The following is a 25,739-nucleotide window of genomic DNA, read 5'->3' on the forward strand; positions in this document are numbered from 1 at the left end:
TCGGTCAGGCGGGCGCGACATCCTGGGACTCGTCCTCGTCCTCGTCTCGCTTGCGTGCTAGCACCGTCAGCCCGGTGCCCGCGGCCAGCATCGCGGCGACGGCTCCGGCCAGGATTCCGGTGCCGCCGGCTCCGGTGTGCGGGAGCTGACCCCCGGGAGTCGAGGTCGTCGTCGCGGTCGGCGTCGTCATCGTTGGCGTCGTCGTGGGTACGCCGGTCCGGCCTCCCGCGGGGCCTCCGGTCCGATGGGCGGTGGTCGTGTGTCCGCCGCCCGGGGTCGAGGAGCCACCTCCGGGCGTGGTCGTCCCGCCGGACGTGGTGGTCCCGCCGGGCGTGGTGGTCCCGCCTCCAGGGGCGGTCGTTCCGGTCGTCGTCGTGGTCTCAGTCGGCGTGGTCGTCCCCTGCGTCCGTGGCGGCGTCGCGTCGGTGGTCGGGACGCCCCCGCCTGGTGTGACCAGCTGCTGGGGGACCTGGCCCGGAGTTGCCATCGGGGTGGGCGTGGGACCTGGTGCGGGACCTGGATCGGGGTGGCCTGCGGGGTGGGCACCTGGTCCGGGGTCGGCACCATGGAGTGGCCCTCGGGGCCAGGAGCCACCGTCCCGGTGACCGCGCCGTACCCGCTGATCGTCTCCCCAGGCGTTCCGGTGACCGTCTGGCCGGGCCGCGGCGTATCGGTCGGGCCCTGCGTGCTGGTCCCGCCATCGACGCGCGGCGGCACTCGGTAGGGCTGCGCCTGGCGCAGCACGTGCACCGCCACGCCGGGCACCTCGTACTCGGTGGCGGCGGCCGCGCCCTGGGCGGCCTTGGCCACGAACCGCTCCGCGTTCTTCGGCTCCCGCGTCGCGACCACCAGGATCTGCCGCTGGGCGGCGCCAATGATGGCCTCGCGCGCGTCGGCGACCTGACCGCCGTCCTCGATCGGCACGTCGGGGGCGAGGGAGCGCCACCGCTCGACGAGCCCCGCCGACCCGCTGCCGTGGGAGGAGAACGCGGTCACCGCCGTGCAGCCGACGGCCAACCGGCGAAGCGTGTCGTCTCCGAAGCGGTCTCCGTCCAGCAGGGCGACGGGCAGGGCGTCAGCGGCGAGCACGGTCATGGGCAAGACCTTCCGTCGGGCCCGGAGCGGTCTGACGCGGGTCGCGGAACGGCTACGGGAAACGTGGGCGGGGCGACCATTGCGCCCGCCGAACTGTCGGGCGGCCTCCCCGGTCGCCGTCGGGCTACCAGTCGCCGTCGGCGACCCCGTCGGTGCGGGGGTCCCCGTACCGGACGACCTGGCCGTCGGGCACCGGCACGAACCCGCCGTCCTCACCGCCGAGCAGTTCGCCCACGGGTCGTACTCGGGCGAGCGTCTCCGGCGCGGGAAGGTCCTTCTCGTCCGCGTCGAAGTAGTCGAACCAGGGCAGTCCCGCCCGGGTGTACGCGTCCCGATCCGCAGGTGTCGGGGGAGGCAGCTCCCCGGTGATCGCCGTCCATGCCGGCACCGAGCACAGGTGCACGAACACCCGCCAGGACCGCGCCGGGTCGTAGTCGGACAGCGGTCGCCGGTCCTCGTACACCTCCTGGCGCATCCGCCCCCCGGCACCGAGACCCATGTCGGGGGCGGCCGCAGCCATCGGCATCGGCACCGAGCCCACGGACATCGCGGCCGGCTGCGCGGACGCGAGCTCGGCGGCCTCCTTCGCCCGGCGCGCCTCCTCCTCGCGCCAGCGCGCCAGCGCCTCGGAACCCAGACCGACGGCGCGCAGTTGGATGCCGCCGTGCTCCTCTCGCCCGGTGACCTGGCCCTCCACCGTGGCTCCCAGGCCCAGCGGTACGGCCACGAACTGCCGAATGAACCCGTCGCCGGCGTTGATGCCGTCCAGCCACGGCTGGCCGGGCAGGACCAGGTAGTTCTGCGGATCCCGGTGCAGCGTCTCGGTCCAGCTCTCGCCGGACACCGCGCACACCTTGCCGATGGCGACCTGCAGTGCCACTGGCTCGTCGAAGCCGAACGCCAGCCACATCGCCTCGCGCTGGTAGATCGGGAGCATCACCCCGCCCCGTGCCAGCCAGTCCGATGGAGCGGTGTCGGGGTAGTCGGCCACCCGGCGGAGCGGGAACGCGCCGAGCCCCGGCGGCAGGCCGTGCAGCCCGGTCTCGGGGATGCGCAGGGTGCGCATGAAGGTGATCCGGGCGGGGCCGAGCAGGAGCGAGTTCCCCTGCAGGCTCACGGCGTAGGCGGTCATGGCCCAGTGTCACACCCCGACGGCTCCGGCCGCCCCGGGTACGCCCGGACCCGGATCGGCCCACAGTGCGCTGTGGTGCCGGTTGCGTGAGCTGTGGCTCACGCAACCGGCACCACAAGCGAGTCGTCGGTCGCCTGGATCCCAGGGGGTGTGCACCCCCGCGAGATCGACCGAACGGGTGACCGACCGCCGACCTTGTGCCCTGCCGGCACCCGCGCCCAGGTCCTTCAGTGGAGGGGACGGCGCCGGTCCCACGGATCAGACCGTCGAGCCGTCCTCGCGGGAGCGCGGAGGTGACCCATGAGGTGGGTACGGGGAGTCCTGGCCCTGGCCACAGCGGCATCCGTCGGGCTCGCCGTCGCTCCACCGGCCGGGGCCGCCCCGGCTTCGGGTGCGGCCCCGGCGTCCGCGGCCCCGACGTCCGCGGCGGACGACAATCTGCTGCTCCCCGCCGGTGAGGTCCCTCGGGCCGTGCCACGGGAGGGGCGGCCGCTGTCCGGCAGCATCGAGTCCGACGGCCACGAGATCACCTGGACCGTGACCGGCGCGGAGGCCTGTCCGCCGGAGGTCGTCGCGGAGGCGCCGGACTGCAGCGGCGTCATCCGTCCCGGCGGCACCGTGTCGCTCACCGGGAGCACCTCGTTCACCATCGGCGAGGGCTACGTCACCAACCTCAGTCAGAGCGTGGGGCTGTCGGTCCCCGGCGTCCCGAGCAAGTCCGAGTCCTGGGGCGACCGGGTCGGTGGCGGCACCTTCTCCCACACCTGGACGATCACGATGACCCTGCCAAAGACGGTCTTCGCGCCCAAGGAGGGCGTGATCAGCGGGTACGGCAGCGCCTCGGTCTCCAGCCGCAACTGCAACGACTGGGGCGTGTGCGGAGGGCCGTCGGTGTCCCTGCAGCTCGCGCTCGTCGCGGGGTCGTCCTCGACGGACATCACCAAGCCGACGGTCCGGGTCCCGACGGTGACGGGGTTCATCACGAAGTACCCGGTGACCATCCCCGTGTACGCCAACGACGACTCGGGAAAGATCAAGGTCCACGGTGCCCTGTACTCCGGCGGTACCCGGGTCGGTGGCGCCGACACCCCGGGCTTCTACGGCAACGGGCGGTACTCGTACACGATGAAGTCGATGCCGAAGGGCAATGGGCCCTACTTCTTCTGCGCGTGGGCGGAGGACCAGGCGGGCAACCGCAGCCAGGGGGCGCCCAAGTCGTCCTGCACCTGGCTGTCCATCAAGGTCCCCGCGAGCCGCTGGTCCAACGGCTGCGGCAGCGACGGGGTCGCCGAGGGCTGGCTGGGGAAGGCCGCGTTGTGGCTGCAGAACTTCATGGGCAACACCCGGGTGTACGGGGGCAAGCACGAGGTGCTCGTGAAGACCGCGTGCGACGTCCACGACGCCGCCTACGCCGGCGTCACGATCTATGACCCGTTCGCCCGCAAACTGGTCGACTTCCGCACCTGGGACCGGGCCCGGATCGACAAGAAGTTCCAGACCGACATCCGTACGCAGTGCCGCCGCTACCTGACCCTGCCGGCGGAGAGGAAGTACCTGTCCGTCTGCCAGAACGGCTGGTCGATCGGCAAGGCGGGGACGTACTTCGCCGCGGTCGCGGCCACCACCAGCACCATCACGGCGTGGCGGTCGCTGCAGAACCACGTGGGAGCGAACATCTACTACCAGGCCGTCCGGGAGTACGGCGGCGTCGGGTTCGACGCGGACCTCACCGTGCCGGGCACGCAGACCGAGCGGCCAGCCCGCACCGTCCCCACCGGCGGCGCGCGGACCAACAACTAGGCCTGGCAACACCGGGTCGGCCACCCCGACCCGGCCACCCCCGGGTCGGCCACCCCGACCCGGCCCCGCGGCCAAGGAGGTCGCGTCATGAGCCACGCCGGACCACCGCCCGGACCACCGCCCGGACCCCCGCCCGGCCCGCCTCCGGGCCCCCCGCCCGGACCACCGCCCGGACCCCCGCCCGGCCCGCCTCCGGGATCCCCACCGCAGGGCTACGGCCAGGGGCCGCCCCCCGGACCGCAGCGCCGCGACACCTGGCGCATCGTCGCCGTCGTCCTCGGGGTGCTGGCGCTGGTCGGGGGCGCGGTCGCGGTCGGGTTCGTGCTCGCCGGCCGGGACGGGTCGGGGGCCCCGGCGGCCTCGTCCTCGACGACCGGACCGCCGATCGGGGCCGCGTCGGCGTCGGCGGGAACGGCCATCGTGACCGTGCCGATCAACACCGGGGACAACCCGTTCACTCCGCCGGTGGGCGAGGACCAGTCGGTGACCCCGGTCGTCGTCGAGAGCCCCACCGTCGTCCTCGGCGGCGAGGTCGGGCTCTACGGCGGCACCATGTCCATCTCGTCCTGCGACTCCCAGCAACTGGTCGACTTCCTGGCCTCCGACCCGGCCAAGGCATCGGCATGGGCGGCAACCCTCGGCATCGGGGTCGCGGACATCGAGCCGTTCGTCGACTCCCTGACGCCGATGCTCCTGCGCAGCGACACGCTCGTCACCAACCACGGCTTCGCCGGGGGCGTGGCGACGCCCTTCCTGTCGGTGCTGCAGGCGGGGACCGCGGTCCTCGTCAACGACCGGGGCCGTCCGGTCGTCCGCTGCTACTGCGGGAACCCGCTCACCCCGCCGCCGGAGGAGGTCGCGACGCCGATCTACTCGGGGAAGATCTGGCCCGGGTGGAACCCGGCCTCCATCACCGTGGTCCGTGACAACGACACCATCGTGCCCGGCTTCACCGTCGTCGACGTCGACACCGGCTCCTCGTTCACCCGGCCACCAGGCACCGACGGGATCGAGGACACCATGACCCCGCCGGACGGCGACACGGTGCCGTCCAGCCCGGGCCCGTCCAGCACGACGTCCGCGCCGCCGTCGCCGGAGGCGACCGGCCGTCCCACCGGGCCGGAGGAGAGCATCTACGCGGTGTCGTCGATCCTCGGTGTCTCCAACGGACCGTCCAAGGCATCGAGGTTCACGATCGAGCAAGGCCTCTACGTCACCAAGATCGTCACCTACCACTACCTCAACGGCGGCGCTGGGCCGGGGACGATCGCGCTCAAGGACGCCAACGGCACGACGTACGGGCCGTGGCCGGCCTCCGGCTCCGAGGGACAGGGTGGGGTGCCCAACGCGTACTGGACCGCCACCCCGGACGTGTCGCTGCCTCCGGGCACGTACACCGTGGTCGACTCCGACCCCTCCACCTGGTCGGTCGCACCCGACACCGGCGGACGCGGCATCGTCGAGGTGTTCGGCATCTGGACCGCGGTCATGGGGCAGTAGCGGACGGCCGGGTTCCCGGGCCACGGCCCGGGAACCCGCTGCCCGTTGTGGTGCCGGTTGCGCGAGCTACAGCGCGCGCAACCGGCACCACAAGCAGAAAGGGCCTCGGGGCGACCGGGAGGCGTCGTGCGGCCCGCGGCTCAGGCGACCGCGAAGGTGTCCAGCATCAGCTCCACGTCGTCGCCCAGCGGATAGAGGATCGGGCAGGTGGCGCCGGCGGCCACGTACTCGGCCACCTTCGCCCGGCACTCCTCCGGCGTTCCGGAGGCGGAGATCCGCTGCACCGCGTCGTCGGGCACCAGCCGCATCGCCTGCTGGATCTCCTCCGGGCCCGCCGGCCAGGTGAGGATCTTGCCGATCTCCTCGATCAGGGCCGGGTCGACACCGCTGGCCTTCATGATGTGCGGCTGCTGGCCGAGGTACTGCGTCAGCAGCTCGCGGGACCGGTCCAGGGCCAGCTCGCGGTCCCGGTCCACCGAGCACACCACCAGTTGCGGCCGGTCGATGTCCTCGACCGAGCGCCCCGCCTTCGCCGCGCCCCGGGCCAGCGCCGCCATCGCCTCGGCGTTGTAGTCCGGCGACACCATGTAGTTCAGCAGCACGCCGTCGCCGATCTCCCCGGCGAGCTCCATCATCTGCATCCCGGTCGCGCCGACGTAGATCGGCACGTCCTTGGGCGAGCGGTCCCCGTGCACGATGTCGATCTCGACGTCGTCGAGGTGCACGAACTCGCCCTCGAACATCACGCGCTCCATGGCCAGCAGCCGCCGCGCCGACTCCACCGTCTCGCGCATCGCCCGCAGCGCCTTGTGCCGGTGCACGCCCACCTTGGTCGCCAGCGGCTCCCACCAGGCGCCCAACCCCATCATCACCCGGCCCGGCGCGAGGTCGTCCAGGGTGGAGAACGTCGCCGCCAGCAGGCCGACGTTGCGGGTCCAGATCGGGATGACGCCCGACCCGACCTTGATCTGCGACGTGACCGCGGCGTACGCGGCCATCGGCACGGTCGCCTCGCGGACGAGTCGGCTCTCGGCCTGCCACACCGCCTCGAAGCCGCGCTCCTCGGCCATCTGGACGTACCGCATGCCGTCGCGGATCGGGTGCTTGTCCTGCAGGTACAGGGCCATCCGGCCTTCGCTCGTCACCGCCATGTCACACGCCCCCTTCGGGATGGGCTGTCATCGTGCGCGTGCCAGTTTCGGTACGGCCGCCAGGGCCGCGGGGGAGTCCCGCATCGGCAGCGACGTGCGCCACCGGCCGTCGTACGACTGCAGGGCGCCGGCGACGGCTGCGGCGGTCGGCACCAGCCCGATCTCGCCGACCCCCTTCGCGCCGTACGGGCCCTCCGGCTGCGGGACCTCGACGAAGACGCACTCCACCTCCGGCATCCCGGTCGGGGGCACCAGGTGGAGGGACTTGAGCGTGGTGGTCACCGGGACGGCGTCCTCGACCACGTACTCCTCGGACAGCGCGAACCCCAGCCCCATGTGCACCGCGCCTTCGATCTGGCCCTCGAGCAGCAGCGGGTTGATGACCCGGCCGACGTCGTGTGCGGCGACCACCTTCGCGATCCGGCCGTCATCGTCCAGGATGACGACCTGGGTGGCCCAGCCGTACGCGAAGTGGGTGACCCGCTCCTCCGGAGGCCGGGTGTTGGGGGTGGTCCAGTCGACCACCATCTCCCCGGGGAACTCCCGCCCCGCCAGGTCGGCCAGGGTGCCGCCCCCCGCCAGGGCGGCCCGGACCTTGGCCGCGGCATCCAGCACGGCGCCGCCGCCCAGGACCGTCCCTCGCGAGGCCGTCGTCTGGCCGGTCCCGAGGTCCCGCTCGGTGTCCACGACCACCTGCACCCGGTCGGCGGTGAGCCGGAGCTCCTCGCAGACCATCTGAGCCAGCACCGTGTGCACGCCCTGGCCCATCTCGGTCCAGCAGTGGAACAGCGTCACCGACCCGTCGGCCTCCGGCCGCAGCACCGCCCGGGCAGCGTCCACCAGGCCGTTGCCGATGCCGGTGTTCTTCACCGCGCAGCCGATCCCGGCGTAGCGGGCCCCGAGGAAGGCGTCCTTCACGGCCAGCAACGTCTGCTTGATGCCGACCCCCGGGCCGAGGACCTGCCCGGTGCCGAACGTGTCGCCGACGTCGACGGCGTTGATCCAGCGCATCGTCCAGCGGTCCAGCCCGACCTTCTCGGCGAGCCGGTCGACGATGCCCTCGAGCGCGAAGGCCGTCTGGTTCACGCCGAACCCGCGCATCGCACCGCAGGGCACGTTGTTGGTGTAGACGGCCCGCGCGACGATGTCGACCGCGTCGAACTTGTAGACGCCGCAGGCGTGCCCGGCGGCCCGCTCGAGCACGGCCATGCCGACGCTGGCGTACGCACCGGTGTCCCCGACGATCCGCGCCCGCAGAGCCAGCAGGTGGCCCTCGGCGTCGCAGCCGACGGTGTACTCCATCGTCAGCGGGTGCCGCTTCACGTGGAATCGCAGGCTCTCCTCGCGACTGAGGGTGAGGCGGACCGGCCGGCCGGTGCGCTGGGCCAGCAGCGCCGCGTGGCCCTGGACGTTGAGGTCCTCCTTCGCGCCGAAGGCCCCGCCGTTGCTGACCAGCGTCGCACGCACCAACTCGTGCGGCAGGCCCAGCAGCCCCGCGACCTGCTTGCGGTCGCTCCAGATCCCTTGTCCCTGCGTGTAGAAGTGGATGCCGCCGTCGTCCGTCGGGTACGCCAGCGACGACTCCGGCTCGAGGAAGGCGTGCTCGATCCGCTGCGTGGTGTACGTGTCGCTGACAACGTGCGCCGCCCGCGCCAACGCAGCGTCGACGTCGCCGCGGTGCACCTCGGACACGGACAGCACGTTGCCGGGGGAGCCGTCGTGCAGCTTCGGTGCCCCCGCGGCGAGCGCCTGGTCCGTGGTGACGACCGGCTCGAGCACCTCGTACTCCACGTCGACCAGCGCGGCGGCCTCCCGCGCGGCCTGACGTGTCTCGGCGGCCACGACCGCGAGCACGTCGCCGACGTAGCGCGTCGTCTCGCCGACCGCCACCAGCTGGGTCCAGTCCGGGATGATCTCGCCCTGCTGCCGGTCACCGGGTACGTCCGCCGCGGTCAGAACCGCGACGACACCGGGATGCTGTGCGGCCCGGGCGGTGTCGATGCTCAGCACCCGGGCGCGGGGGTGGTCGGAGAACCGCACTGCCCCGTGCAGCATCCCGGGCATCGTCATGTCGTTGACGTAGGGCTTGTCGCCCAGGGCGAGCTCACGTCCCTGGTAGCGGCCGGTCCGGCTGCCGACCCGGCCGCTGCGGTCCACCTCGGCCAGCGGCTCTCCGTGCCTGGCCCGTGCGGCCAGCAGCACCGCGTCGACGACCTTGACGTACCCGGTGCAGCGGCACAGGTTGCCCGACAGTCCGGCGGCCACCTGGTCCCGGGTGGGATCGGGGTTCTTGGCCAGCAGCGCCTCGGACTTCATCAGGATGCCGGGGGAGCAGAACCCGCACTGGGACGCGCCGGCGGCCTGGAAGCACCGGGCCCACAGCTCCCGGACGTCCTCGCCGAGCCCCTCCTGGGTGGTGACCTCGCGCCCCGCGAACCGGGCCGCCGGCTGGGCGCACGACACCACCGCCTTGCCCTCGACCAGGACCGTGCACGCACCGCACGAGCCCTCAGGTGCGCAGCCGTCCTTGGCCGACGTCACTCCGCAGCCCTCGCGCAGGACGGTGAGCAGCGACGCGGCGTCCGGCACGTCCACCGTCACCGGTGTCCCGTTCAGCACGAACTCCATGGGGTCCCCCTTCCGCAGCGGTGCCCCACGTCACCGACCCTAGGCCCGGTCAGCGCATCGTGAGGGCCATCACCGCCTTCTGTGCGTGCAGCCGGTTCTCCGCCTCGTCGTAGACGACCGAGTGCGGGCCGTCGATGACCGCATCCGCGACCTCGATGCCGCGGTCGGCGGGCAGCGGGTGCATGTAGATCGCGTCCTCGGCAGCCAGGTCGATCCGGCGCTCGTCCGCGATCCAGTCGGTGTAGCGCTGCGCGATCGCCGCACCCTCCGCCTCGTCCGTCGTCGTGAGCAGCGCGCCCCAGCTCTTGGCGTAGACCACGTCGGCGTCGCGCATCCCCGCGTCGAAGTCGTCCATCAGCTCGAACGACCCGCCGGACCTGCGGGCGTTCTCCGCGGCCTGGTCGACGATGTCCTGCGGCAGCCGGAACTCCGGCGGGTGCACCAGGCGGACGTTCATGCCGTACCGCGTGGTCAGCAGGGACAGGTCGACCGGGACGCTGATCGGCTTCTGGTAGCTGGCTGCGTACGCCCAGCTGATGGCGATGGTGCGACCGCGCGGGTTCCCCTTCTTCTCGTGGATCGTCAGCAGGTCCGCCAGCGACTGGTGCGGGTGGTACAGGTCGCACTGCATGTTCAGCACCGGGACCCGGCTGGCCTCGGCGACCTCGCGGATGTAGGTGTTGCCCAGGCCCCAGTCGACGTTGCGGATGGCGAGGCCGTCGTTGTAGCGGCCGAGGATCTCGCCGATCTCCTTCGCCGTGTCACCGTGGGAGATCTGGGTGGTCCGGCTCTCGATGAACTGCGCGTGCCCGCCCAGCTGGGCCATTCCGGCCTCGAAGGACGCCCGGGTCCTGGTCGAGGAGAAGAAGAACAGCATCGCGAGCACCTTGTCGCGCAGCAGCGGGTGCGGGATGCCGAGGGCACGCTCCCGCTTGAGCTGGGCGGCCACCTCCAGGACGGAGTCGACCTCCTCCTTGGTCCACTCCTGCAGCGAGATCAGGTCGCGTCCGCGCAGGTCGGTCTGCATCGCCGAGCCCTACTCGACCGCGCCGAGCACGAGCGACAGCAGCGACATCCGCATGACGACGCCGTTGAAGGCCTCCACCCAGTATCGCTGGTGCCGGGTCGCGTCCACGTCGGAGGGGAGCTCGTCCATGCGGGGCAGCGAGTGCAGGATGATCGACGACCGCTTCGCCTTCTGGCGCAGCAGGTCACGGGTCACCACGTACTGTGCCGGGGTCAGGCCGGTGTCACCCTCGCGCTCCACGCGGGACGCGGTGTAGTCGGCCTGCACGACCGGCTCCATGTAGATGACGTCGGCCTCGGCGATGACGTCGCGGACGTCGTCGGCCTCCCGGTACGCCACGTTCAGCTCGTCCAGCTCGGCCTTGAACTCGGGGAGCAGCGACATCTCGGGCGGCCCGACCACGATCGCCTCGGTGTCGTACTGGGACAGCGCGTAGAGGATCGAGTGCATCGTGCGCATGCGCATGTCGCCGACGAGGACGAAGGTGAGCCCGTCGAGCGAGCCCATCTCGTTCCGGATCGTGTAGAGGTCGGTGAGCACCTGCGTGGGGTGCTCGCCCCAGCCGTCGCCGCAGTTGATGATCGGTACGGACGACCAGCGGGCCGCCTCGTGCGGCGCGCCCTGCTGGAAGTGCCGGATGGCGATGACGTCGCCGTAGTACTCCAGCATGTGGAACGTGTCCTTGATGGACTCCTGGTAGAAGTCGCCGGCCCGCGTCATCTTGGAGTCGGCGAAGCCGAGGACGGCGCCGCCGAGCCGGTGCATGGCGGCCTCGGTGGACAGCCGGGTGCGGGTGCTCGGCTGGTAGAACGCGGTCAGCAGCGTCTTGTCCTTCAGCAGGTCGGTGTTGCGCCGGTCCCGGGCGATCGGGGCCAGGTCGTCCGCGACCTGGAAGACGCGGGTGAACTCGTCCCGGCTGAAGTCCTTCAGGGACAGGATGTCCCGGCCCAGGAAGCTGCGCATCAGTGTGCTCCGCTCGTCAGATGTGTGGGTTGCGGGCGCCGGGTGGCGCCGGTGAACAGCACCGCGACAGTGTCGTCCGGACGGACCGCGCGGAAGTCGAGGAGGTCCAGCAGGCCGGCCAGGCCCGCCGTCCCGGTGTGGTCGGCGTCGATGCCGGTGGTGGCGTGGGCGAGATCGTGGGCACGGCCCAGTAGCTGCTCCGAGACGACCAGCGGCCCGCCGCCCGTGGCCAGCATCGCCTCGACGCAGGCACGCCAGTCGTAGGTCTCGTCGTCGAGGATCCCGTGGGCCACGCTGTGCGGCTCGCGCTCCCAGGGCCACATGAAGGACGACCGGTGCGTCGCCGCGTCCCGCAGGACCTCGTCCGGTGGCTCGCCGAGCGCCACGCGGGCTCGCACCCGTTCGAAGGCCCGGGCCAGCGGGTGCACCGACGCGGGCTGCACGGCGTGGATCGCGGGCGGGTCGGCCAGGTCCGTGCGCAGGCCTCGGGCGACGGACGACAGCAGCGCGCCGCCGCCGACCTGCACGACGACGTGGTCGAGGCGCTCGGGCCCCCCGGGTCCGCTGACAGCCCCGGCCAGTTCCCAGCCGAGCGTCTCGCCCCCCTCGATTGCCAGCCCGTTGAGGTTGCCCTGGCAGGTGAAGGGCACCGCGCCCTCGGCCACCGCGTCCAGCAGGGCGAGGTAGGTGGGGTCACCCGGGACCCCCGGCTCCCGCGGGCAGACCCGGCACTGCGCCCCGAGGGCGTCCAGCCGCGCGACGACCACCGGGTCCGCGTCCGGGGGGATGAACACCCGCAGGGGGCGCTTCGCGGCACGTGCGACCACGGCGGCGGCCAGCGCCGCGTTGCCGCACGAGGCGATCGCGAGTTGCGGCGCCCTGTCGGCGTCCTCGGCGCCGAGGGCGGCCTCGACCTCGAGCTCCAGCAGGGTCCCGAACAGGTGCCGGGCCTTGTGCGACCCCGACACGTTCCCGGTCTCGTCCTTGACCCACACCCCGGCGGTGGGGGAGAACCCGAGGGCGTCGGACAGCGCGTCGCTGCGTGCGAACGGGGTCACCCGGAAGCCGCCGCCGTCCACCGCGGCGACGGCCGCGTCCAGCCGCCGCACCAGGTCCACGTACCGCTCGTCACTCCATCCGGCCGCCCGTGCGCGGTAGTAGGCGTGGAACCGGGACCGCCACCGCACGAACGGGTTCGGGTCGTCGTCCGCCTCCCCCTCTGTGACCGACGCGGCCTGGGGACCCATCACCCGGAGCAGCAGGTGGTCGACGTCATCGCCGGGACGGGCGGCCGGGCACGACAGCGCAAGCGGGGCGTCGTCGGGCAGCCGGAACCCGCACGCCGAGCATTCCAGCGCGGTCGCCAGCCCCCTGCCCGTCTCAGGCCCTCCGCTCACGCACGCTCCTCGACCCCGGCGCGCGCGTTCATCTCCACAATGGCCTCGTCCCAGGCCGGGACGCTGGCGCGCAGGCCGCGCCAGAACGCCTGCTCGCGGCGGGCGACGAAGTCGGCGAACGGGACCCCCTGCTGCTCGACCCAGGTGAAGTAGCCGAGGTTGAACACCCGTCCCTGCTCGTCGGCCGTGAGCTGCAGCAGGTCGTCCGTGCCGGCGCCCAGCACGTAGCGACCGAACACCTCTGCCGCCTCCACCGGCCCGAAGCCGTGCGGGAAGTCCCGCGCGAGGACCTTGTCCACCTCGGTCTCGTACAGCGCGGCCCCGTCCGTGGCCACGGTCACGACCGCGTCGTCGGGCCCGAGGTCGAGCTGCTTGGCCGTCTTGATCGCCGCCACCACGTTGCAGATGGAGGAGATGCCGAACGAGGGCAGGGCCTCGATGACCTCCGACGGCACGCCTCGGCCGGCGAGGTACGCACGACCGGCATCACTGTTGAGTAGCACCAGCAGCCGGTCCGTCGCGCGGTCGGAGACGGCGACCACCAGGTCGGTGTTCATCACGTTGTGGATCAGCGGGATGTGCTTGTCGCCGATCCCCTGGATGTTGTGCTCCCCGAACCCGTTGCGCAGCATCGTCGGGCACTCCAAGGCCTCCACTGCGACGATGCGGGTGCCGTGGCGGTCCTTGAGCCAGTCACCGGCGCCGATCGTGCCCGCAGAGCCGGTCGCGGACACGAACGCCGCGGGCCGCAGGCCGGGGTGCTCCGCAGCCAGCGACTCCACCACCCGCTCCAGCGCCGGTCCGGTGACCGCCCAGTGCACCAGGTGGTTCCCATACTCGGAGAACTGGTTGAGGATGACGTTGTCGGGGTCGCGTTCGAGCTCGGCGCAGGCGTCGTAGATCTCCTTGACGTTGGACTCCGTGCCCGGGGTCCGGATGATGTCGGCGGGGTCCGCGACCCACCTCTCCAGCCAGGAGAAGCGCTCCTTGCTCATCCCCTCCGGCAGCACCGCTACGCCGCGGCAGCCCAGGATCCGGGAGATGGCGACGCCGCCGCGGCAGTAGTTGCCCGTCGACGGCCAGACCGCGCGCTGGGTGGTCGGGTCGAACTCGCCGGTGACCAGCCGAGGCACCAGGCAGGCGTACGCGGCGAGCACCTTGTGCGCGCCGATCATCGGGAAGCGATCCCCGAGCGCCACAACGATCGGCGCGTCCACGCCGGTGAGCTCGCGGGTCAGGACCACGTGCTGCGGCACGGGGACGGTGCCCCGCCGGTCGGCGCCGTTGTGCCAGTGCACCCGGAACAGGTTGCGCGGGTCCGCGGCGTCGGGGTCCACCCCGGTGAGCCCGGCGACGGCCGCTGCAGGCAGCGTCGAGGGGTCCGCCAACTGGGCGAACGTCGGCAGGACGGTCCCGGTGTCGTGGAAGCGGCGGACGGTGCGCTCGTACGCGGTGCGGTCGGTGGGCTGGTCGGGCAGCACTGCCGTCATGCCGGGCTCCTGCCTGGATCAGGCGTCGGGGTTCAGGTCGCCGCCAGCATTCAGGGACCGCGGTCCCCGCGGGAAGGGTCGGTGGTCACCCGGCGTCGGGACCACCGGAGGGGCACGATGGGGGATGTGACCGCCACCACGCCCGGCCTCGTGTGCGCGCACCACCACCTGTACTCCGCCCTGGCCCGGGGCATGCCCGCGCCGCCGGTGGTCCCCACGGACTTCCAGCAGATCCTCGAGCAGATCTGGTGGCGGCTGGACACGGCGCTGGACCTGGAGATGATCCGGTGGTCGGCCATGCTGGGTGCCGTCGAGGCCCTGGAGAACGGCACCACCGCGATCGTCGACCACCACGAGTCGCCGAACGCCATCGAGGGAAGCCTGGACGTGATCGCCGAGGCCTGTGCCGAGGTGGGTGTGCGCAGCGTGCTCGCGTACGGGATCACCGACCGGCACGGCCCGGAGGGCGCCCGGCGCGGGCTGGCGGAGAACGAGCGCTTCCTGCGCGCCGGCGGCCGGGGCCTGGTCGGCATCCACGCGGCGTTCACCTGCACCGACGAGTCGCTGGAGGCCGCCGCGGGGCTGGCCGCGGATCTCGGCGTCGGCGTGCACGTGCACGTGTGCGAGGGCGTCGGGGATGCTGCAGCCCCCGGGAGACTGGACGGACTCACCCGCGACGACTGGCTGATGGCGCACTGCGTCCACCTGCCGACGCAGCACTCGCTGCGGGGCACGATCGTGCACAACCCGATGTCGAACCTGAACAACGCCGTCGGCTACGCCGACCCGGCCCGGTTCGCCAACCCGGTGGTCCTCGGCACCGACGGCATCGGCGGCAACGTCCTGGAGGCGTTCCGGCTCGCGTACGTGCTGCAGCGATCGGTCGACGTCACCTGCGGCCCCGACACCGCCTGGTCGTGGCTGGCCAACGGCTGGGACCTCGTCCCCGAGGCCCGCGACGACGAAGTGGTGTGGTCCTACGACCCGATGGACCCCTGGCACATCGCCTTCACCCCCGGGATCATGCCCCGGTCGGTCACCGTGGACGGTGAGGTGGTGCTGGCCGACGGCCGCCCCACCCGGGTGGACGTCGACGAGGTGCGGGCCAAGGCGCGGGAGCAGGCCGCACGCCTGCACGCGCGGCTGTAGGGCCACGTGGACCGGCTCGCGAGCGCGCTGCTGCAGGGCGTGGACGTCGCCCTGCAGGTGTCTGCGCCCACGGGCGAGGTCCTGGCCACCAGTGCCGCCTGGCGGGTGCTCCTCGGCGCACGGGCCCCGTCCACCGGGGACGGGTGGCTGCTGGTGCTGGCCGAGCACGACCGGGACCGGCTGTCGCGGGTGCTCCTCGACGACACCGAGGGCCGGCGAGCCACGCGGGCCCAGGTGCGCCTGGTCGACGCGCAGGGGCAGCCGCGGTGGTGCTCGGTGTCGCGGACCCCGATGGTCGTCGACGACGACCTGGTGGGCTGGGTGACGCAGCTGCAGCCCACGCAGGACGCGGATCCCGACGGCGAGGTCACCTGGCGCGAGCGCGACATCCTCCGCGCCGCCGAGCGGATCGGCCGGATGGGTGCCTGGGACTGGCACATCGACACCGGCCACCTGTGGTGGTCGGACGAGGTCTACCGGATCTTCGGGCTCGAGCCGCAGGAGTTCCCCGCCACGTACCAGGGCTTCCTGGAGCGCGTCCACCCCGACGACCGGGCCGAGCTCGAACGGCGCGTGGCAGCCGCGGTCGAGGGCGTCGAGGACTACGACGTGCGGCACCGGGTCGTGCGCCCCGACGGGTCCATCCGCTACATGCGTGAGCGGGGTGCCGTCACGAGGCTGCCCGACGGCACCGCGGTGCGCATGCTCGGGACGGTCCTCGACGTCACCGACGAGACGCTCGCCGAGTTCGTCCGCGAGGAGGCCGTCAGCGCGCTGGCCGACTCGGAGGCGCGCAACCGACTGCTGGTGGAGAACTCCTCCGACTTCGTCGGCCTCTCCGACGCCGACGGGGTGGTCGAGTGGATCTCCGACTCCGTCACCCGGGTGCTCGGGTGGACCCCCGAGGAGCTCATCGGTCGTCCGGCCTGGGACCTCCTGCATCCCGACGACGTCGCCCGCGCCGCTGCCGACCGCCCGAGGTTCGAGTCCGGCGAGGCCTTCGAGACTCGCTACCGACTGCGCTGCAAGGACGGCTCCTACCGCTGGATCAGCCGGATGACCCGTGGTGTCGACGACGCCGAGGGCCGCATGGTCCAGCACGTCAGTGGGTTCCGGGACGTGACCTCGCAGATCGAGGCGGAGGTGGCGGCGGCGGCCGGCCGGACGAGGCTGCGTGCCGCGATGGACGCCATGCTCGACCCCCACGTGCTGCTGGAGGCGATCCGCGACGAGGACGGCCAGATCGTCGACTTCCTGCACGTCGACGCGAACCGGGCCGCCGATGCGCACACGCGGGCGCTGGGCGACACGCTGGTGGGGAAGCGGCTGCTGGCGGCCACTCCGGGACAGGAGGCGGCCGGCATGGTGGACATGTACGCGCGCGTCGTCGAGACCGGCGAGCCACTCGTGCTCGACGCCTTCCCGTACGCGGACGAGGCTGCCGGTGGCGAGGTCCGGTTGTTCGACATGCGCGGGGTCAAGGTCGGCGACGCGATCAGCCTTACTTTCCGCGACGTCACCGACCGGGTCGCCGCCGAACGGAGGATCGCCGAGTCCGAGGCGCGGTACCGGCTGCTCGCCGAGAACGCATCCGACGTCGTGTGGTTGCGGGGCGGTGACGGCCTCATCTCCTGGGTCTCGGAGTCGGTCCGGCGCGTCCTGGGCTGGGAGCCGGACGACCTGATCGGCCGGGGCGACGACCTGGTCCATCCCGACGACCGGGTGCGTGCTGGCCTCGACGCGGAGCGGCGGGTCGCCGGCCAGTCCACGGCGGGGCAGTACCGGATCGCCACCGGGGACGGCGGGTGGCGGTGGATGTCGGTCGTGTCCCGGTCGGTGCCGGCTGACGCCGGGCGCGGCCGCGTGGTGGCCCTCCGGGACGTGCAGGACGAGGTTGCCACCCGGACCGAGCTCGAGCACGTCCTCGGCCACGACCCCCTCACCGGCCTCGCCGGCCGAGAGGTGGTCGTCGTCAGGCTCCGCGAGCAGCTGGAGGCGCTTCGCGCGCGACCGAGGTCGTCCCTCGCGGTGCTGTCGGTTGCGATCGACGCCCTCGGCGACGTGGTCAGCGGACTGGGCCACTCGGCCGGCGACCTGGTGATCGCGGCGGTCGTGACCCGGATGGTCGTCGCGGTCGGCGACCCGGACCGGGTCGGTCGCGGGTCGGGCAACGAGTTCTTCGTCCTGATCCCGGAACCGGCCACCTCGCTGCAGGCGGCCGCCGTGGCGGAGGCGCTGCATCGCGGAGTACGCGGCCCGGTCGCTGTAGGCGGCCAGGTCGTGGATCCCACCGTCAGCGTGGGCATCGCCCTCGCGTCATCGACCGACGACGCCGAACGGCTGCTGCGTGACGCCACGCTGGCGCTGCGGAAGGCGAAGGCGTCCGGCCGCGACCAGACCGTGTACGCGGACCCGGACCTGGCCGTGGCGGCCCGGGAGCGGCTGGCCGTGGAGTCCGGGATCCGCGAGGGGCTTCGGGGACACGAGTTCGTCCCCTGGTTCCAGCCCATCGTGGACCTGCTCACCCGAGAGGTGTCGGGCTACGAGGCCCTGGCACGGTGGACGCGATCCGACGACACGGTTCTGCTGCCGCGGGACTTCATGGACGTCGCCGAGGCTACCGGCCTGGTCCGGGACCTGGACCTGGCGATCCTGGACCAGGCTGCCGTGACCCTGGCCGACCTGCCCGTCCCGCTGTCGGTGTCGGTGAACGTGTCGGCCGCGACCCTGGCCCAGCCCGGGTTCGACAAGCAGGTGCTGGAGCGGCTCGCCGACCGGGGTGCCGACCCGGCCCGGCTGCACCTGGAGGTCACCGAGACCACCCTGCTCACCATGAACGCCGCCGTCACCGAGTCCATCCATGCCCTGGCCGACGCCGGGATCCGTTGGTACGTGGACGACTTCGGCACCGGCTACTCCTCCGTCAGCCACCTCCGCGACCTGCCGATCGGCGGCCTCAAGCTGGACCGGTCCTTCACCCTGGACGCCCCCACCGGACACCGCAGCCGCCAGCTCGCCGGGGCACTGGCCGCGCTCTCGGCGAGCCTGGACATCGACACGGTGGCCGAGGGGGTGGAGACGCGCCAGCAGGCGAACATCCTGCTGGGTCAGGGTTGGCGGAAGGCACAAGGCTGGCTGTTCGGTCGACCAGCGCCGTCGCCGGAGCAGTCCGCCCCGGGGGCTGGCGCGCCAGCGGATCCCTGATCCCCCCAACCGAGCGGCCGGTGCGAGCGGGTCACGGCCATCGCAATCATGCGTCGGCGAGTCCCCGGTCGTCGCCCGGCGGCAGCAGGAGGAGGTGGTCCAGCTCGCGCCGTTGGGCCCGGCGCACCATGTCGTGGGCCCGGGTGGGGTCGGCCTCGAACCGGGCGAACGTCACCCGGTCGACCTCGTACCACTCGGTGTACTCGACGGTCGTGTTGCGGACCTCGATCCCGACGAACGTCCGTCCGCTATGGCGGTCGGCCTCCAGCGAGAAGCGCAGCACCGGGTCCACGTACGTCACGATCATGTCCACCGTGCGTTCTCCGTTCGGCCTTACGCGACCGGGCAGCCACTGCCGCGAGGCCCCATCGTCCCCGACGGACCGGCCCGGGCGGGCCGTACGTTCGCTGTCCTGTCGGTCCGGCCCCCGGACCCAGGCTGCCGCTCATGGACCCGGCCGTGCACCAGATGACCAGCGATGTCGACGGGGGACCGATCGAGGTCGTCTCGTCGGGGTCGGGGCCGGGTGTCGTGGTGGTACCGGGCGGGGGAACCGACGCACACACCTACGGGCGCCTGGCGGACCGGCTGGCGCCGTACTTCATCGTGCACCGGGTCAATCGGCGCGGCCGGGGCGCGAGCGCGGCCCGACCTGCCGACTACGGACTGGCCACCGAGGTCGGCGACATCGGGTCGGTGATGGAGCAGACCGGGTCAGCACGACTGGTCGGCCACAGCGTCGGCGGCTACTTCGCCCTGGCCGCGGCGCGGGACGTCCCGGGGGTGGAGCGGGTCGCCCTGTTCGACCCGACCGTCAGCGTCGACGGCAGCTTCCCGCACGACTACCTGGACGAGTTCGAGCGCCTGGTCGACGCCGGTGATGCCGTGGGCGCCCTGGTGGTCGCCGCACGGGGTCTGCGCAACCCCGGACCGGACCTGCCGGACCCGGTGGCTCGCGCGGCGGTCCGGGCCATCCGGGTGACCCCGCCCGGGCGCACCATGGTCCGGCTGATCGGGACGGTGCCCGCGAATCCCGCCTCGCGATGGCCGGCGACGGACCCGCCGAGCAGTGGGCGTCGGTCGGCGCGGTGACGCGCTTCTACGTCGGTGCCCGCAGCCCGGACTACTACCTGCCGTCCGCCCGCGCGCTGGCCGCCGTCATGCCCGCGGCCAGTGTGGAGGTCATCCCGAAGCTGGGGCACGACGCGGTCGCCCGCGCGCCGAAGGACCTCGTCGCCTCACTGGTCGACTTCCTGCGGGGGTAGGAGGCGCTCGGCCACCGTGACGGGCATGTCCCTCGCCGCCCCCCTCGCCGGTCTCGCCGCGCGGCTGGTCGAGGTGGTCGGCGCGGTCAGCGGGATCACCTCGGGCCGCTGGTCGCTACGACCGTGGCTCGTCGGGCGGCCGGCAGGTCCCCTGCCCGATGTGGTCGCGGGAGCGTCACCCGCGTACGACATCGCCGCCGCGCCGTGCTGGGTGGGCCGCGTGGAGATCTCGGTCGACGTTCGGGAGAGCCGGATCCGCTCCGCCGAGCATCCGGAGGTGGTCGCGCTGCTGGACGTGACCGCGGCGCGGCACCGCGCTTGGCACCGACCGTGGCAGCTGGCACCCGGCACGCGGGTCCTCGTCGTCCACGAGGGCGGGAGGGTGGCAGTCGCCGCGGCCGTGCATCGCGACCCCGGGTCGGTCGCCTGGTCGGCCGGGCCGTTCCTGGCCGGGGAGGGCGCGACCCCCGAGGCCGGCTCGATCCTGCTGGACGCCGTGGGCGGACTGGCTCTGGGGGACGGGGGTCGCATCGTGGTGCTGGACGACTCGGTGCTGTTGGACCCGCACGTACTTCGGCCGCTTCGGCACGGGTACGTCGTGGCGCCGGCCTACGACGGCGACCCGGACGCTCCGGTCTGGCTCGAGAGATCGCTGCCGTCGCCGGACGCCACCTGAATTCCACCACGCCCCGCCCCGGTGGTCCGGCTGGACGTGAACAAGGTCGTGGTCCTGCCAGGATGGGGCGGGTGCAGATCATCGACGCAGCTGAGTTCACCGCCGATCGCCCGTGGGGTGCACGGGATCTGGCCCGTATCCCCGACGCCACCGTGCGACTGCACTGGACGGACGAGCCGTACGTCTGGCACGTCAATGACGGCACCGAGGCGTTCGTCGTGCTGGACGGGGTCGTCGACATGCACGTGCGCCTCGGAGACGCCATCACCGTGCACGAGCTGCGCCCGGGCCTGGTGTGCATCGCCGAGGTGGGGGACGAGCACGTGGCCCATCCCCGCGGAGCCGCCCGGATCCTGGTGGTGGAGCAGGCGGGCAGCGTCTGAGCCCGCCATCGCCCGTCTCCCTTGACGCGGGGCGGCCCGACGGGATGAATGGGCGGCACTCGCCAGAGGAGGCCCGCCATGGGTGACCCCGTACGCAAACTGACCGACGCCGAGCTGACCGAGGCGCAGGGGACTCCGGGACTGACCCGTCGGACGGCCTTCGAGGGCGACGGCCACTGGTTCGGGCACGTCCAGGCGGATCCGGAGACCATGTCCGGCTGGCACCACCACGGCGACAACGTGACGATGGGCTACGTCCTCAAGGGGACCGTCACGCTGGAGTTCGGTCCGGGCGGCAGGGACAAGGTCGAGGTGACCGCGGGCGAGTACTTCGAGGTCCCCAAGAACACCGTGCACCGCGAGGGCAACGCGGCGACCGAGGCCGGCGAGGTCGTGATCTCGCGGGTGGGCGAGGGCCAGCTGGTGTTCCCGGTCGACGGCCCTGAGACACCCTGACCGGTCCGCTGCCGCAGTCGCTCGGCTCGTCAGGGCACGACCAGCAGGGGTACGTCGGTCCGCTCCAGGAGGCGCAGTGCTACTGCGCCGCTGAGCGCGGCGCGGATTCGCCCGGCCTCCCCGTACCCGACCACGATCAGCCGCGCGTTGCGCTCGACAGCCACGTCGAGCAGGGCATCGGCGGGCAATGCGTCCAGCAGGACTCCGCAGGCCGTCACCCCCGCGGCGCGAGCGGATTCGACCCCCTCGGCCAGTGCCGGTGCGTCCATCTCAGCGATCGCGGCTTCGACCTCCTGGAACTCCTCGCCCACTGAGCCGGGCGGCCGCACACCGCACACGAGAACGAGCTCCAGACCCAGGTCGCGGGCCAGGTCGATCGCGACGGGTAGCGCCCTGCGGGAGGAGTCGCGACCGTCGAAGCCCAGCACGATGCTCATGGCCGCGCCTCCTCGCTCAGGAGGCTGTCGTCGACGACCCCGGGCCGCTCCGACCAGAACACCGAGCCGTGGACGCGCGAGCCGACCATGAACACGACACCCGCGCCGAACATGGCGATCCCGATGACCAGCGGCGGTCCGAGGCCGAACCAGGCCTCGCCGGTGAAGGAGTTCGCCGGGTCGGCAAGGTCGCGCACGGAGGCCACCAGCAGCCAGCCGAGAAGCAGGGCACCCACGACGGGACCGAGGCCGATGAGCAGCAGGTTCCGGGCACTGTCCAGCAGGTGCCGCCGGTAGTACACAGCGCAGGCGATCCCCGTCAGCGCGTAGTAGAACGCGATGAGCAGTGACAACGCCGACAGGGAGTCGAACAGCGCGTTCTCACTCAGCAGCGCGAGCCCGACGTACCAGACGATCGCGATCACTGCGACCCACCAGGTCGACACGTCGGGGGTGCGGTGACGGCGGGAGATGTGTCCGAAGTAGCCCGGGATGGCTTGCCTGCGGGCCATGGACAGGGCGGTGCGGGACGCCGGGATGATCGTCGTCTGCGTGGACGCGACGGCCGACGTGGCCACCGCCAGGAGAACGATCCAGTCCCAGCCGCCGAGGACCTCGGTGGCCAGGCTGGGCACGATGAACTCCGCTTCGTCGGCGCTGTCCGCCAGGAACGTCGGTCCCACGAACGCGACCACCGCGATGGCCGTGCCGACGTACGTGATGACGAGGATGACGGTCGACCAGATGCCCGCCTTGCCCGGTGCGCTGGCGGAGTCGCTGGTCTCCTCGGTGAGGTTCACCGCGGATTCCCAGCCCCAGTAGGCGAACACGCCGAGCAGCAGACCCGCCGTGAGCGCGCCGCCGCCCTGGGCGAACGGGTTGAGCCAGGACAGCTCGGGCGTGGGGGCGTCGGGCAGCGCCGTGCCGTTGAGGGAACGGAACAGCGCGACGCCGGCGAAGACGAGCAGCGCGGCCACCTGCAGGAGGACCAGTACGTTCTGGACGCGGGAGGACGCTTCAGTGCCGACGACGCACAACCAGGTCATGAGCAGGATGAGCGCGACAGCCAGCACGATCACGACGGCGTTGTTCTCCGCGAGCTCGTCCAGGCCCACCATGAGCAGGGTGAAGCGGACGGCAACGTCGGCCAGCGACCCGATGACGAGGACGCCGGTCATGGTGATGGCCCAGCCGCCGATCCAGCCCCACCACGGGCCCATGGCCCGGGTGACCCAGGAGAACGTCGTGCCGCAGTCCTGGTCGACCCGGTTGAGGTAGTAGAACGCCGACGCGATGAGCAGCATCGGCACGAAGGACACGATCAGGACCCCCGGCATATGCACGCCGACGAGCAGGGCCAGCGGGCCCAGGATCGCGGCGATGGAGTAGGCAGGGGATGTGGCGTTGAGGCCGATCGCAAGAGCGTCCACGAAGGTGATCGCGTTCGCCTGGAGTGTCGGTTGCTCGACGCCCGCGGGGGCCGCTGGCTCTGCTGACATGTGCGTAGTGAACCGCCTCGGGGTCCCGCGCGCCGCCGTACGACGAGGGTGACGCCCGCCACCCGGGGTCCGGGCGTGCGGCGTGGGTTCGTCAGAGACCCGATTGGCGCCGCAGACTGGGCCGCATGAGCGCGGGGATCCGGGTCGATTCGGTCGCGGCGGTCGTCGGCGAACGGGAACTCTTCTCCGGGGTGGATCTGCTCCTGGCCCACGGCAGCGTCGTCGGCCTGGTGGGGCCGAACGGTGTCGGCAAGTCGACCCTGATGCGGATCGTGGCGGGTGACCTCCCCCCCGATGCGGGCACCGTGACGGTCACCCCGCCCGACGCGGTCGTGGGCTACCTCGCGCAGGAGACCGAGAGGGCGCCGGGGGAGACGCTGGAGGCGTTCCTGGCCCGACGGACCGGGGTTGCTCCGGCCGCCGCGGGGTTGGAGCGCGCGGCCGCCTCCCTGGCGGCCGGCGGCCCGGGCGCAGAGGATGCCTACGCGAATGCCTGGGAGCGGTGGCTGTCCCTCGGCGGTGCGGACCTGGACCAGCGCATCGAGGCGCTGCTGCCCCAGGTCGGGCTGGCAGGCGCGCGGGAGGCGCCGATGACGGCGCTGTCCGGCGGGCAGGCCGCGCGTGCCGGGCTGTCGTCCCTGCTGCTGTCTCGGTTCGATGCGTACCTGCTCGACGAGCCGACCAACGACCTCGACATCGACGGACTGGACCTGCTGGAGGACTTCGTGCTCGGTCTGCAGGCGCCGGTTCTGCTCGAGTCGCACGACCGTGAGTTCCTGTCCCGCACCGTGACGTCCGTGCTGGAGATCGACCGGAGCCTGGGCCGGGTCGTCCACTACGGCGGCGGGTACGACGCCTACCTGGACGCCAGGACGACCCAACGGCGACATGCCCGCGAGGCCTTCGAGGAGTACGCGTCCCGGCGCGACGCGCTGCAGGAGCGCGCCCGTCGGCAGCGCGCGTGGATGGCGAAGGGGGTGAGGAACGCCCGCCGCAAGGCGACGGACCGCGACAAGATCGGGCGGAAGTTCCGGGCGGAGGCGTCCGAGAACCAGGCGGCGAAGGCGCGTCAGACCGACCAGTTGCTGGCCCGCCTGGAGGTGGTCGAGGAGCCGCGCAAGGAGTGGCAGTTGCAGTTCGCGGTGGCGGAGGCCGCGCGCTCCGGCGACGTGGTCGCGGTCGCGCGGGGAGCGGTGGCCCGCCGCGACGGGTTCACCCTGGGACCTCTCGACCTGCAGCTGGATCGACGGGACCGGGTCGCGATCACCGGGCCGAACGGGTCCGGCAAGTCGACGCTGCTCGCCCTCCTGCTCGGACGGGTCCCGCCGGACGGCGGTCACGTATCGCTCGGCCCGGGGGTCGTGGTCGGCGAGGTGGACCAGGCGCGGTCCCGCTTCGAGGGGGACGAGCCGCTGACCTCGGCCTTCGCCCGCCAGGTGCCCGACTGGCCGACCGCGGACGTCCGGACCCTGCTGGCGAAGTTCGGCCTGGGCGCGCACCAGGTCGGCCGTCCCGCCGCGTCGCTGTCACCGGGGGAGCGGACCCGGGCCGGGCTGGCGCTTCTGCAGGCCCGCGGCGTCAACCTGCTGGTCCTGGACGAGCCGACGAACCATCTGGACCTGCCCGCGATCGAGCAGCTCGAGCAGGCCCTGGACACGTTCGACGGAACGCTGCTGCTGGTGACCCACGATCGCCGGATGCTGGAGGACGTGCGGCTGACCCGCCGGTGGGAGGTCGACGAGGGAACGGTCACGGAGGTCTTCGCCGACTGAGCGGACCGTGCGCATCCGGGATCGCGTCGATGGGCCCACCGCCGTCGCCAGCAGTTCCCATTGGGGTGGTGTCCGAGGGGGGACTTGAACTCCCGTCAGAGCCGTACCGACTGGTTCCGGTCCCGACCGTCCCATCCCGGAAGGCGTTGCAGCAGAGCGACTCCACGGCCCGGACATTCCGGATCGTTCCGACCCGTCACGGGGGTTCCGGTAGATGGGCGGTAGATGGGCGGTAGATGGGAGCCGACCTGCAACCGGCCTCGGACCCCCGGCCGCACGCTCGGCCAGAGCGCCGTCGGGAGGCGACCAGGCGGAGCGGGGGTGGACCCCCGGCATCCGACCTTCCGCCCACGACCCTGGCCGTGGCAGGGTGCCGCCATGACGAGCTGCCCCGCGTGGTGCACCGAGGCCGGCGACCACGACCAGCACCGGGCCGTGACGACGGCGGCTCGCGGCCGGGTCGCGGTCGCGGTGACACTGGACGACACCGAGCGCGAGGACGGCTGGGGCGCGCAGGTGTCGGTGCGGGCTGGCGGCGCGCTGCCGCTGCTGGTCGACGTCCAGGACGCCCGAGCGCTGGCGGCCGCGCTGCTGGCCGGGGCCGACGCGGTCGAGGCTCACCCCACGACCCTGGTGCTGCCGCTGCGGGCGCACCTGACGTCGGTATGACCGGGCAGTAGCCGAACCGCCCGGTTCGGCCCCGGCCGTCGCCGGA

Annotated in this window: 23 protein-coding genes; 11 read left to right on the plus strand and 12 right to left on the minus strand. The window is 72.5% G+C overall.

What is annotated here, in order from left to right:
• Window positions 1–4: 4 nt before the first annotated feature.
• The 3 genes from R2737_10205 to R2737_10215 all read right to left on the minus strand — a co-directional run bounded on the left by R2737_10205 (window position 5) and on the right by R2737_10215 (window position 2,227).
• Window positions 5–190 carry an LPXTG cell wall anchor domain-containing protein gene (locus tag R2737_10205; GenBank protein ID MEZ5116628.1) on the minus strand — a complete coding sequence of 62 codons (186 nt, stop codon included), beginning with the start codon at window positions 188–190 and terminating at the stop codon, window positions 5–7.
• On the minus strand, window positions 187–1,095 hold the full coding sequence (locus R2737_10210) for a hypothetical protein (protein MEZ5116629.1): 909 nt from the start codon (window positions 1,093–1,095) through the stop codon (window positions 187–189). Before R2737_10210 ends, R2737_10205 begins: the two co-directional genes overlap by 4 nt.
• 124 nt (window positions 1,096–1,219) lie before the next feature.
• On the minus strand, window positions 1,220–2,227 hold the full coding sequence (locus R2737_10215; GenBank protein MEZ5116630.1) for a hypothetical protein: 1,008 nt from the start codon (window positions 2,225–2,227) through the stop codon (window positions 1,220–1,222).
• A 300-nt stretch (window positions 2,228–2,527) separates the two neighbouring features.
• On the opposite strand from R2737_10215, the gene R2737_10220 reads away from it, so the two are divergent.
• Both R2737_10220 and R2737_10225 read left to right on the plus strand, forming a co-directional pair.
• A complete protein-coding gene (locus R2737_10220) occupies window positions 2,528–4,027 on the plus strand; it encodes a hypothetical protein (protein ID MEZ5116631.1) in 1,500 nt (499 codons plus the stop codon).
• 87 nt (window positions 4,028–4,114) lie between these two features.
• Window positions 4,115–5,527, plus strand: a complete 1,413-nt coding sequence (locus R2737_10225; protein ID MEZ5116632.1) for a DUF6777 domain-containing protein — start codon at window positions 4,115–4,117, stop codon at window positions 5,525–5,527.
• A gap of 140 nt (window positions 5,528–5,667) precedes the next feature.
• Here the strand turns inward: R2737_10225 and R2737_10230 are convergent, their stop codons facing one another.
• From R2737_10230 to R2737_10255, 6 genes are read right to left on the minus strand one after another with little or no spacing between them, the layout of a single operon-like run.
• On the minus strand, window positions 5,668–6,678 hold the full coding sequence (locus R2737_10230) for an LLM class flavin-dependent oxidoreductase (protein MEZ5116633.1): 1,011 nt from the start codon (window positions 6,676–6,678) through the stop codon (window positions 5,668–5,670).
• A 27-nt stretch (window positions 6,679–6,705) separates the two neighbouring features.
• Entirely contained in the window at window positions 6,706–9,306 is a 2,601-nt protein-coding gene (gene xdh / locus R2737_10235; GenBank protein MEZ5116634.1) for a selenium-dependent xanthine dehydrogenase, read from the minus strand.
• Window positions 9,307–9,355: 49 nt separating this feature from the next.
• Window positions 9,356–10,333 carry an ornithine carbamoyltransferase gene (locus tag R2737_10240; protein MEZ5116635.1) on the minus strand — a complete coding sequence of 326 codons (978 nt, stop codon included), beginning with the start codon at window positions 10,331–10,333 and terminating at the stop codon, window positions 9,356–9,358.
• A 9-nt stretch (window positions 10,334–10,342) separates the two neighbouring features.
• Complete coding sequence (gene pyrB, locus R2737_10245) at window positions 10,343–11,296, minus strand: aspartate carbamoyltransferase (protein MEZ5116636.1); 954 nt, start codon at window positions 11,294–11,296, stop codon at window positions 10,343–10,345.
• Entirely contained in the window at window positions 11,296–12,693 is a 1,398-nt protein-coding gene (locus R2737_10250) for a PLP-dependent lyase/thiolase (GenBank protein ID MEZ5116637.1), read from the minus strand. The genes pyrB and R2737_10250 overlap by 1 nt, the downstream gene beginning before the upstream one ends.
• Entirely contained in the window at window positions 12,690–14,183 is a 1,494-nt protein-coding gene (locus R2737_10255) for a pyridoxal-phosphate dependent enzyme (GenBank protein MEZ5116638.1), read from the minus strand. The genes R2737_10250 and R2737_10255 overlap by 4 nt, the downstream gene beginning before the upstream one ends.
• Window positions 14,184–14,309: 126 nt before the next feature.
• Here R2737_10255 and R2737_10260 point away from each other — a divergent pair, with 126 nt between their 5' ends.
• Window positions 14,310–15,332 carry an amidohydrolase family protein gene (locus tag R2737_10260; protein MEZ5116639.1) on the plus strand — a complete coding sequence of 341 codons (1,023 nt, stop codon included), beginning with the start codon at window positions 14,310–14,312 and terminating at the stop codon, window positions 15,330–15,332.
• Between the two features lie 6 nt (window positions 15,333–15,338).
• The gene (locus tag R2737_10265; GenBank protein MEZ5116640.1) at window positions 15,339–18,536 is read left to right on the plus strand and encodes an EAL domain-containing protein; all 3,198 of its coding nucleotides are present in this window, start codon (window positions 15,339–15,341) and stop codon (window positions 18,534–18,536) included.
• A gap of 46 nt (window positions 18,537–18,582) precedes the next feature.
• Here the strand turns inward: R2737_10265 and R2737_10270 are convergent, their stop codons facing one another.
• Complete coding sequence (locus tag R2737_10270; protein ID MEZ5116641.1) at window positions 18,583–18,849, minus strand: hypothetical protein; 267 nt, start codon at window positions 18,847–18,849, stop codon at window positions 18,583–18,585.
• A 134-nt stretch (window positions 18,850–18,983) separates the two neighbouring features.
• Between R2737_10270 and R2737_10275 the strand changes: the two genes are divergently transcribed.
• The 5 genes from R2737_10275 (at window position 18,984) to R2737_10295 (ending at window position 21,316) form a co-directional block, all read left to right on the plus strand.
• Window positions 18,984–19,628, plus strand: a complete 645-nt coding sequence (locus R2737_10275) for an alpha/beta hydrolase (protein MEZ5116642.1) — start codon at window positions 18,984–18,986, stop codon at window positions 19,626–19,628.
• Window positions 19,625–19,801, plus strand: coding sequence for a hypothetical protein (locus R2737_10280; protein ID MEZ5116643.1), 177 nt, complete (start codon window positions 19,625–19,627; stop codon window positions 19,799–19,801). Before R2737_10275 ends, R2737_10280 begins: the two co-directional genes overlap by 4 nt.
• Window positions 19,802–19,826: 25 nt before the next feature.
• Window positions 19,827–20,477 carry a hypothetical protein gene (locus tag R2737_10285; GenBank protein ID MEZ5116644.1) on the plus strand — a complete coding sequence of 217 codons (651 nt, stop codon included), beginning with the start codon at window positions 19,827–19,829 and terminating at the stop codon, window positions 20,475–20,477.
• A 71-nt stretch (window positions 20,478–20,548) separates the two neighbouring features.
• Window positions 20,549–20,860, plus strand: a complete 312-nt coding sequence (locus R2737_10290) for a hypothetical protein (GenBank protein ID MEZ5116645.1) — start codon at window positions 20,549–20,551, stop codon at window positions 20,858–20,860.
• Between the two features lie 78 nt (window positions 20,861–20,938).
• A complete protein-coding gene (locus R2737_10295; GenBank protein MEZ5116646.1) occupies window positions 20,939–21,316 on the plus strand; it encodes a cupin domain-containing protein in 378 nt (125 codons plus the stop codon).
• A 29-nt stretch (window positions 21,317–21,345) separates the two neighbouring features.
• Here R2737_10295 and R2737_10300 read toward each other — a convergent pair whose 3' ends face one another.
• Together R2737_10300 and R2737_10305 are read right to left on the minus strand one after the other, a co-directional pair.
• Window positions 21,346–21,753: a universal stress protein gene (locus R2737_10300; protein MEZ5116647.1), complete on the minus strand. Its 408-nt coding sequence runs from the start codon at window positions 21,751–21,753 to the stop codon at window positions 21,346–21,348.
• The gene (locus R2737_10305) at window positions 21,750–23,252 is read right to left on the minus strand and encodes an APC family permease (GenBank protein ID MEZ5116648.1); all 1,503 of its coding nucleotides are present in this window, start codon (window positions 23,250–23,252) and stop codon (window positions 21,750–21,752) included. Before R2737_10305 ends, R2737_10300 begins: the two co-directional genes overlap by 4 nt.
• A 125-nt stretch (window positions 23,253–23,377) precedes the next feature.
• On the opposite strand from R2737_10305, the gene R2737_10310 reads away from it, so the two are divergent.
• Window positions 23,378–25,024, plus strand: coding sequence for an ABC-F family ATP-binding cassette domain-containing protein (locus R2737_10310; GenBank protein ID MEZ5116649.1), 1,647 nt, complete (start codon window positions 23,378–23,380; stop codon window positions 25,022–25,024).
• 378 nt (window positions 25,025–25,402) lie between these two features.
• Window positions 25,403–25,693, plus strand: a complete 291-nt coding sequence (locus R2737_10315; GenBank protein MEZ5116650.1) for a hypothetical protein — start codon at window positions 25,403–25,405, stop codon at window positions 25,691–25,693.
• Window positions 25,694–25,739 lie beyond the last annotated feature (46 nt).

The organism is Candidatus Nanopelagicales bacterium, from assembly GCA_041393815.1.
GTDB lineage: Bacteria > Actinomycetota > Actinomycetes > S36-B12 > JAWKJK01 > JAWKJK01.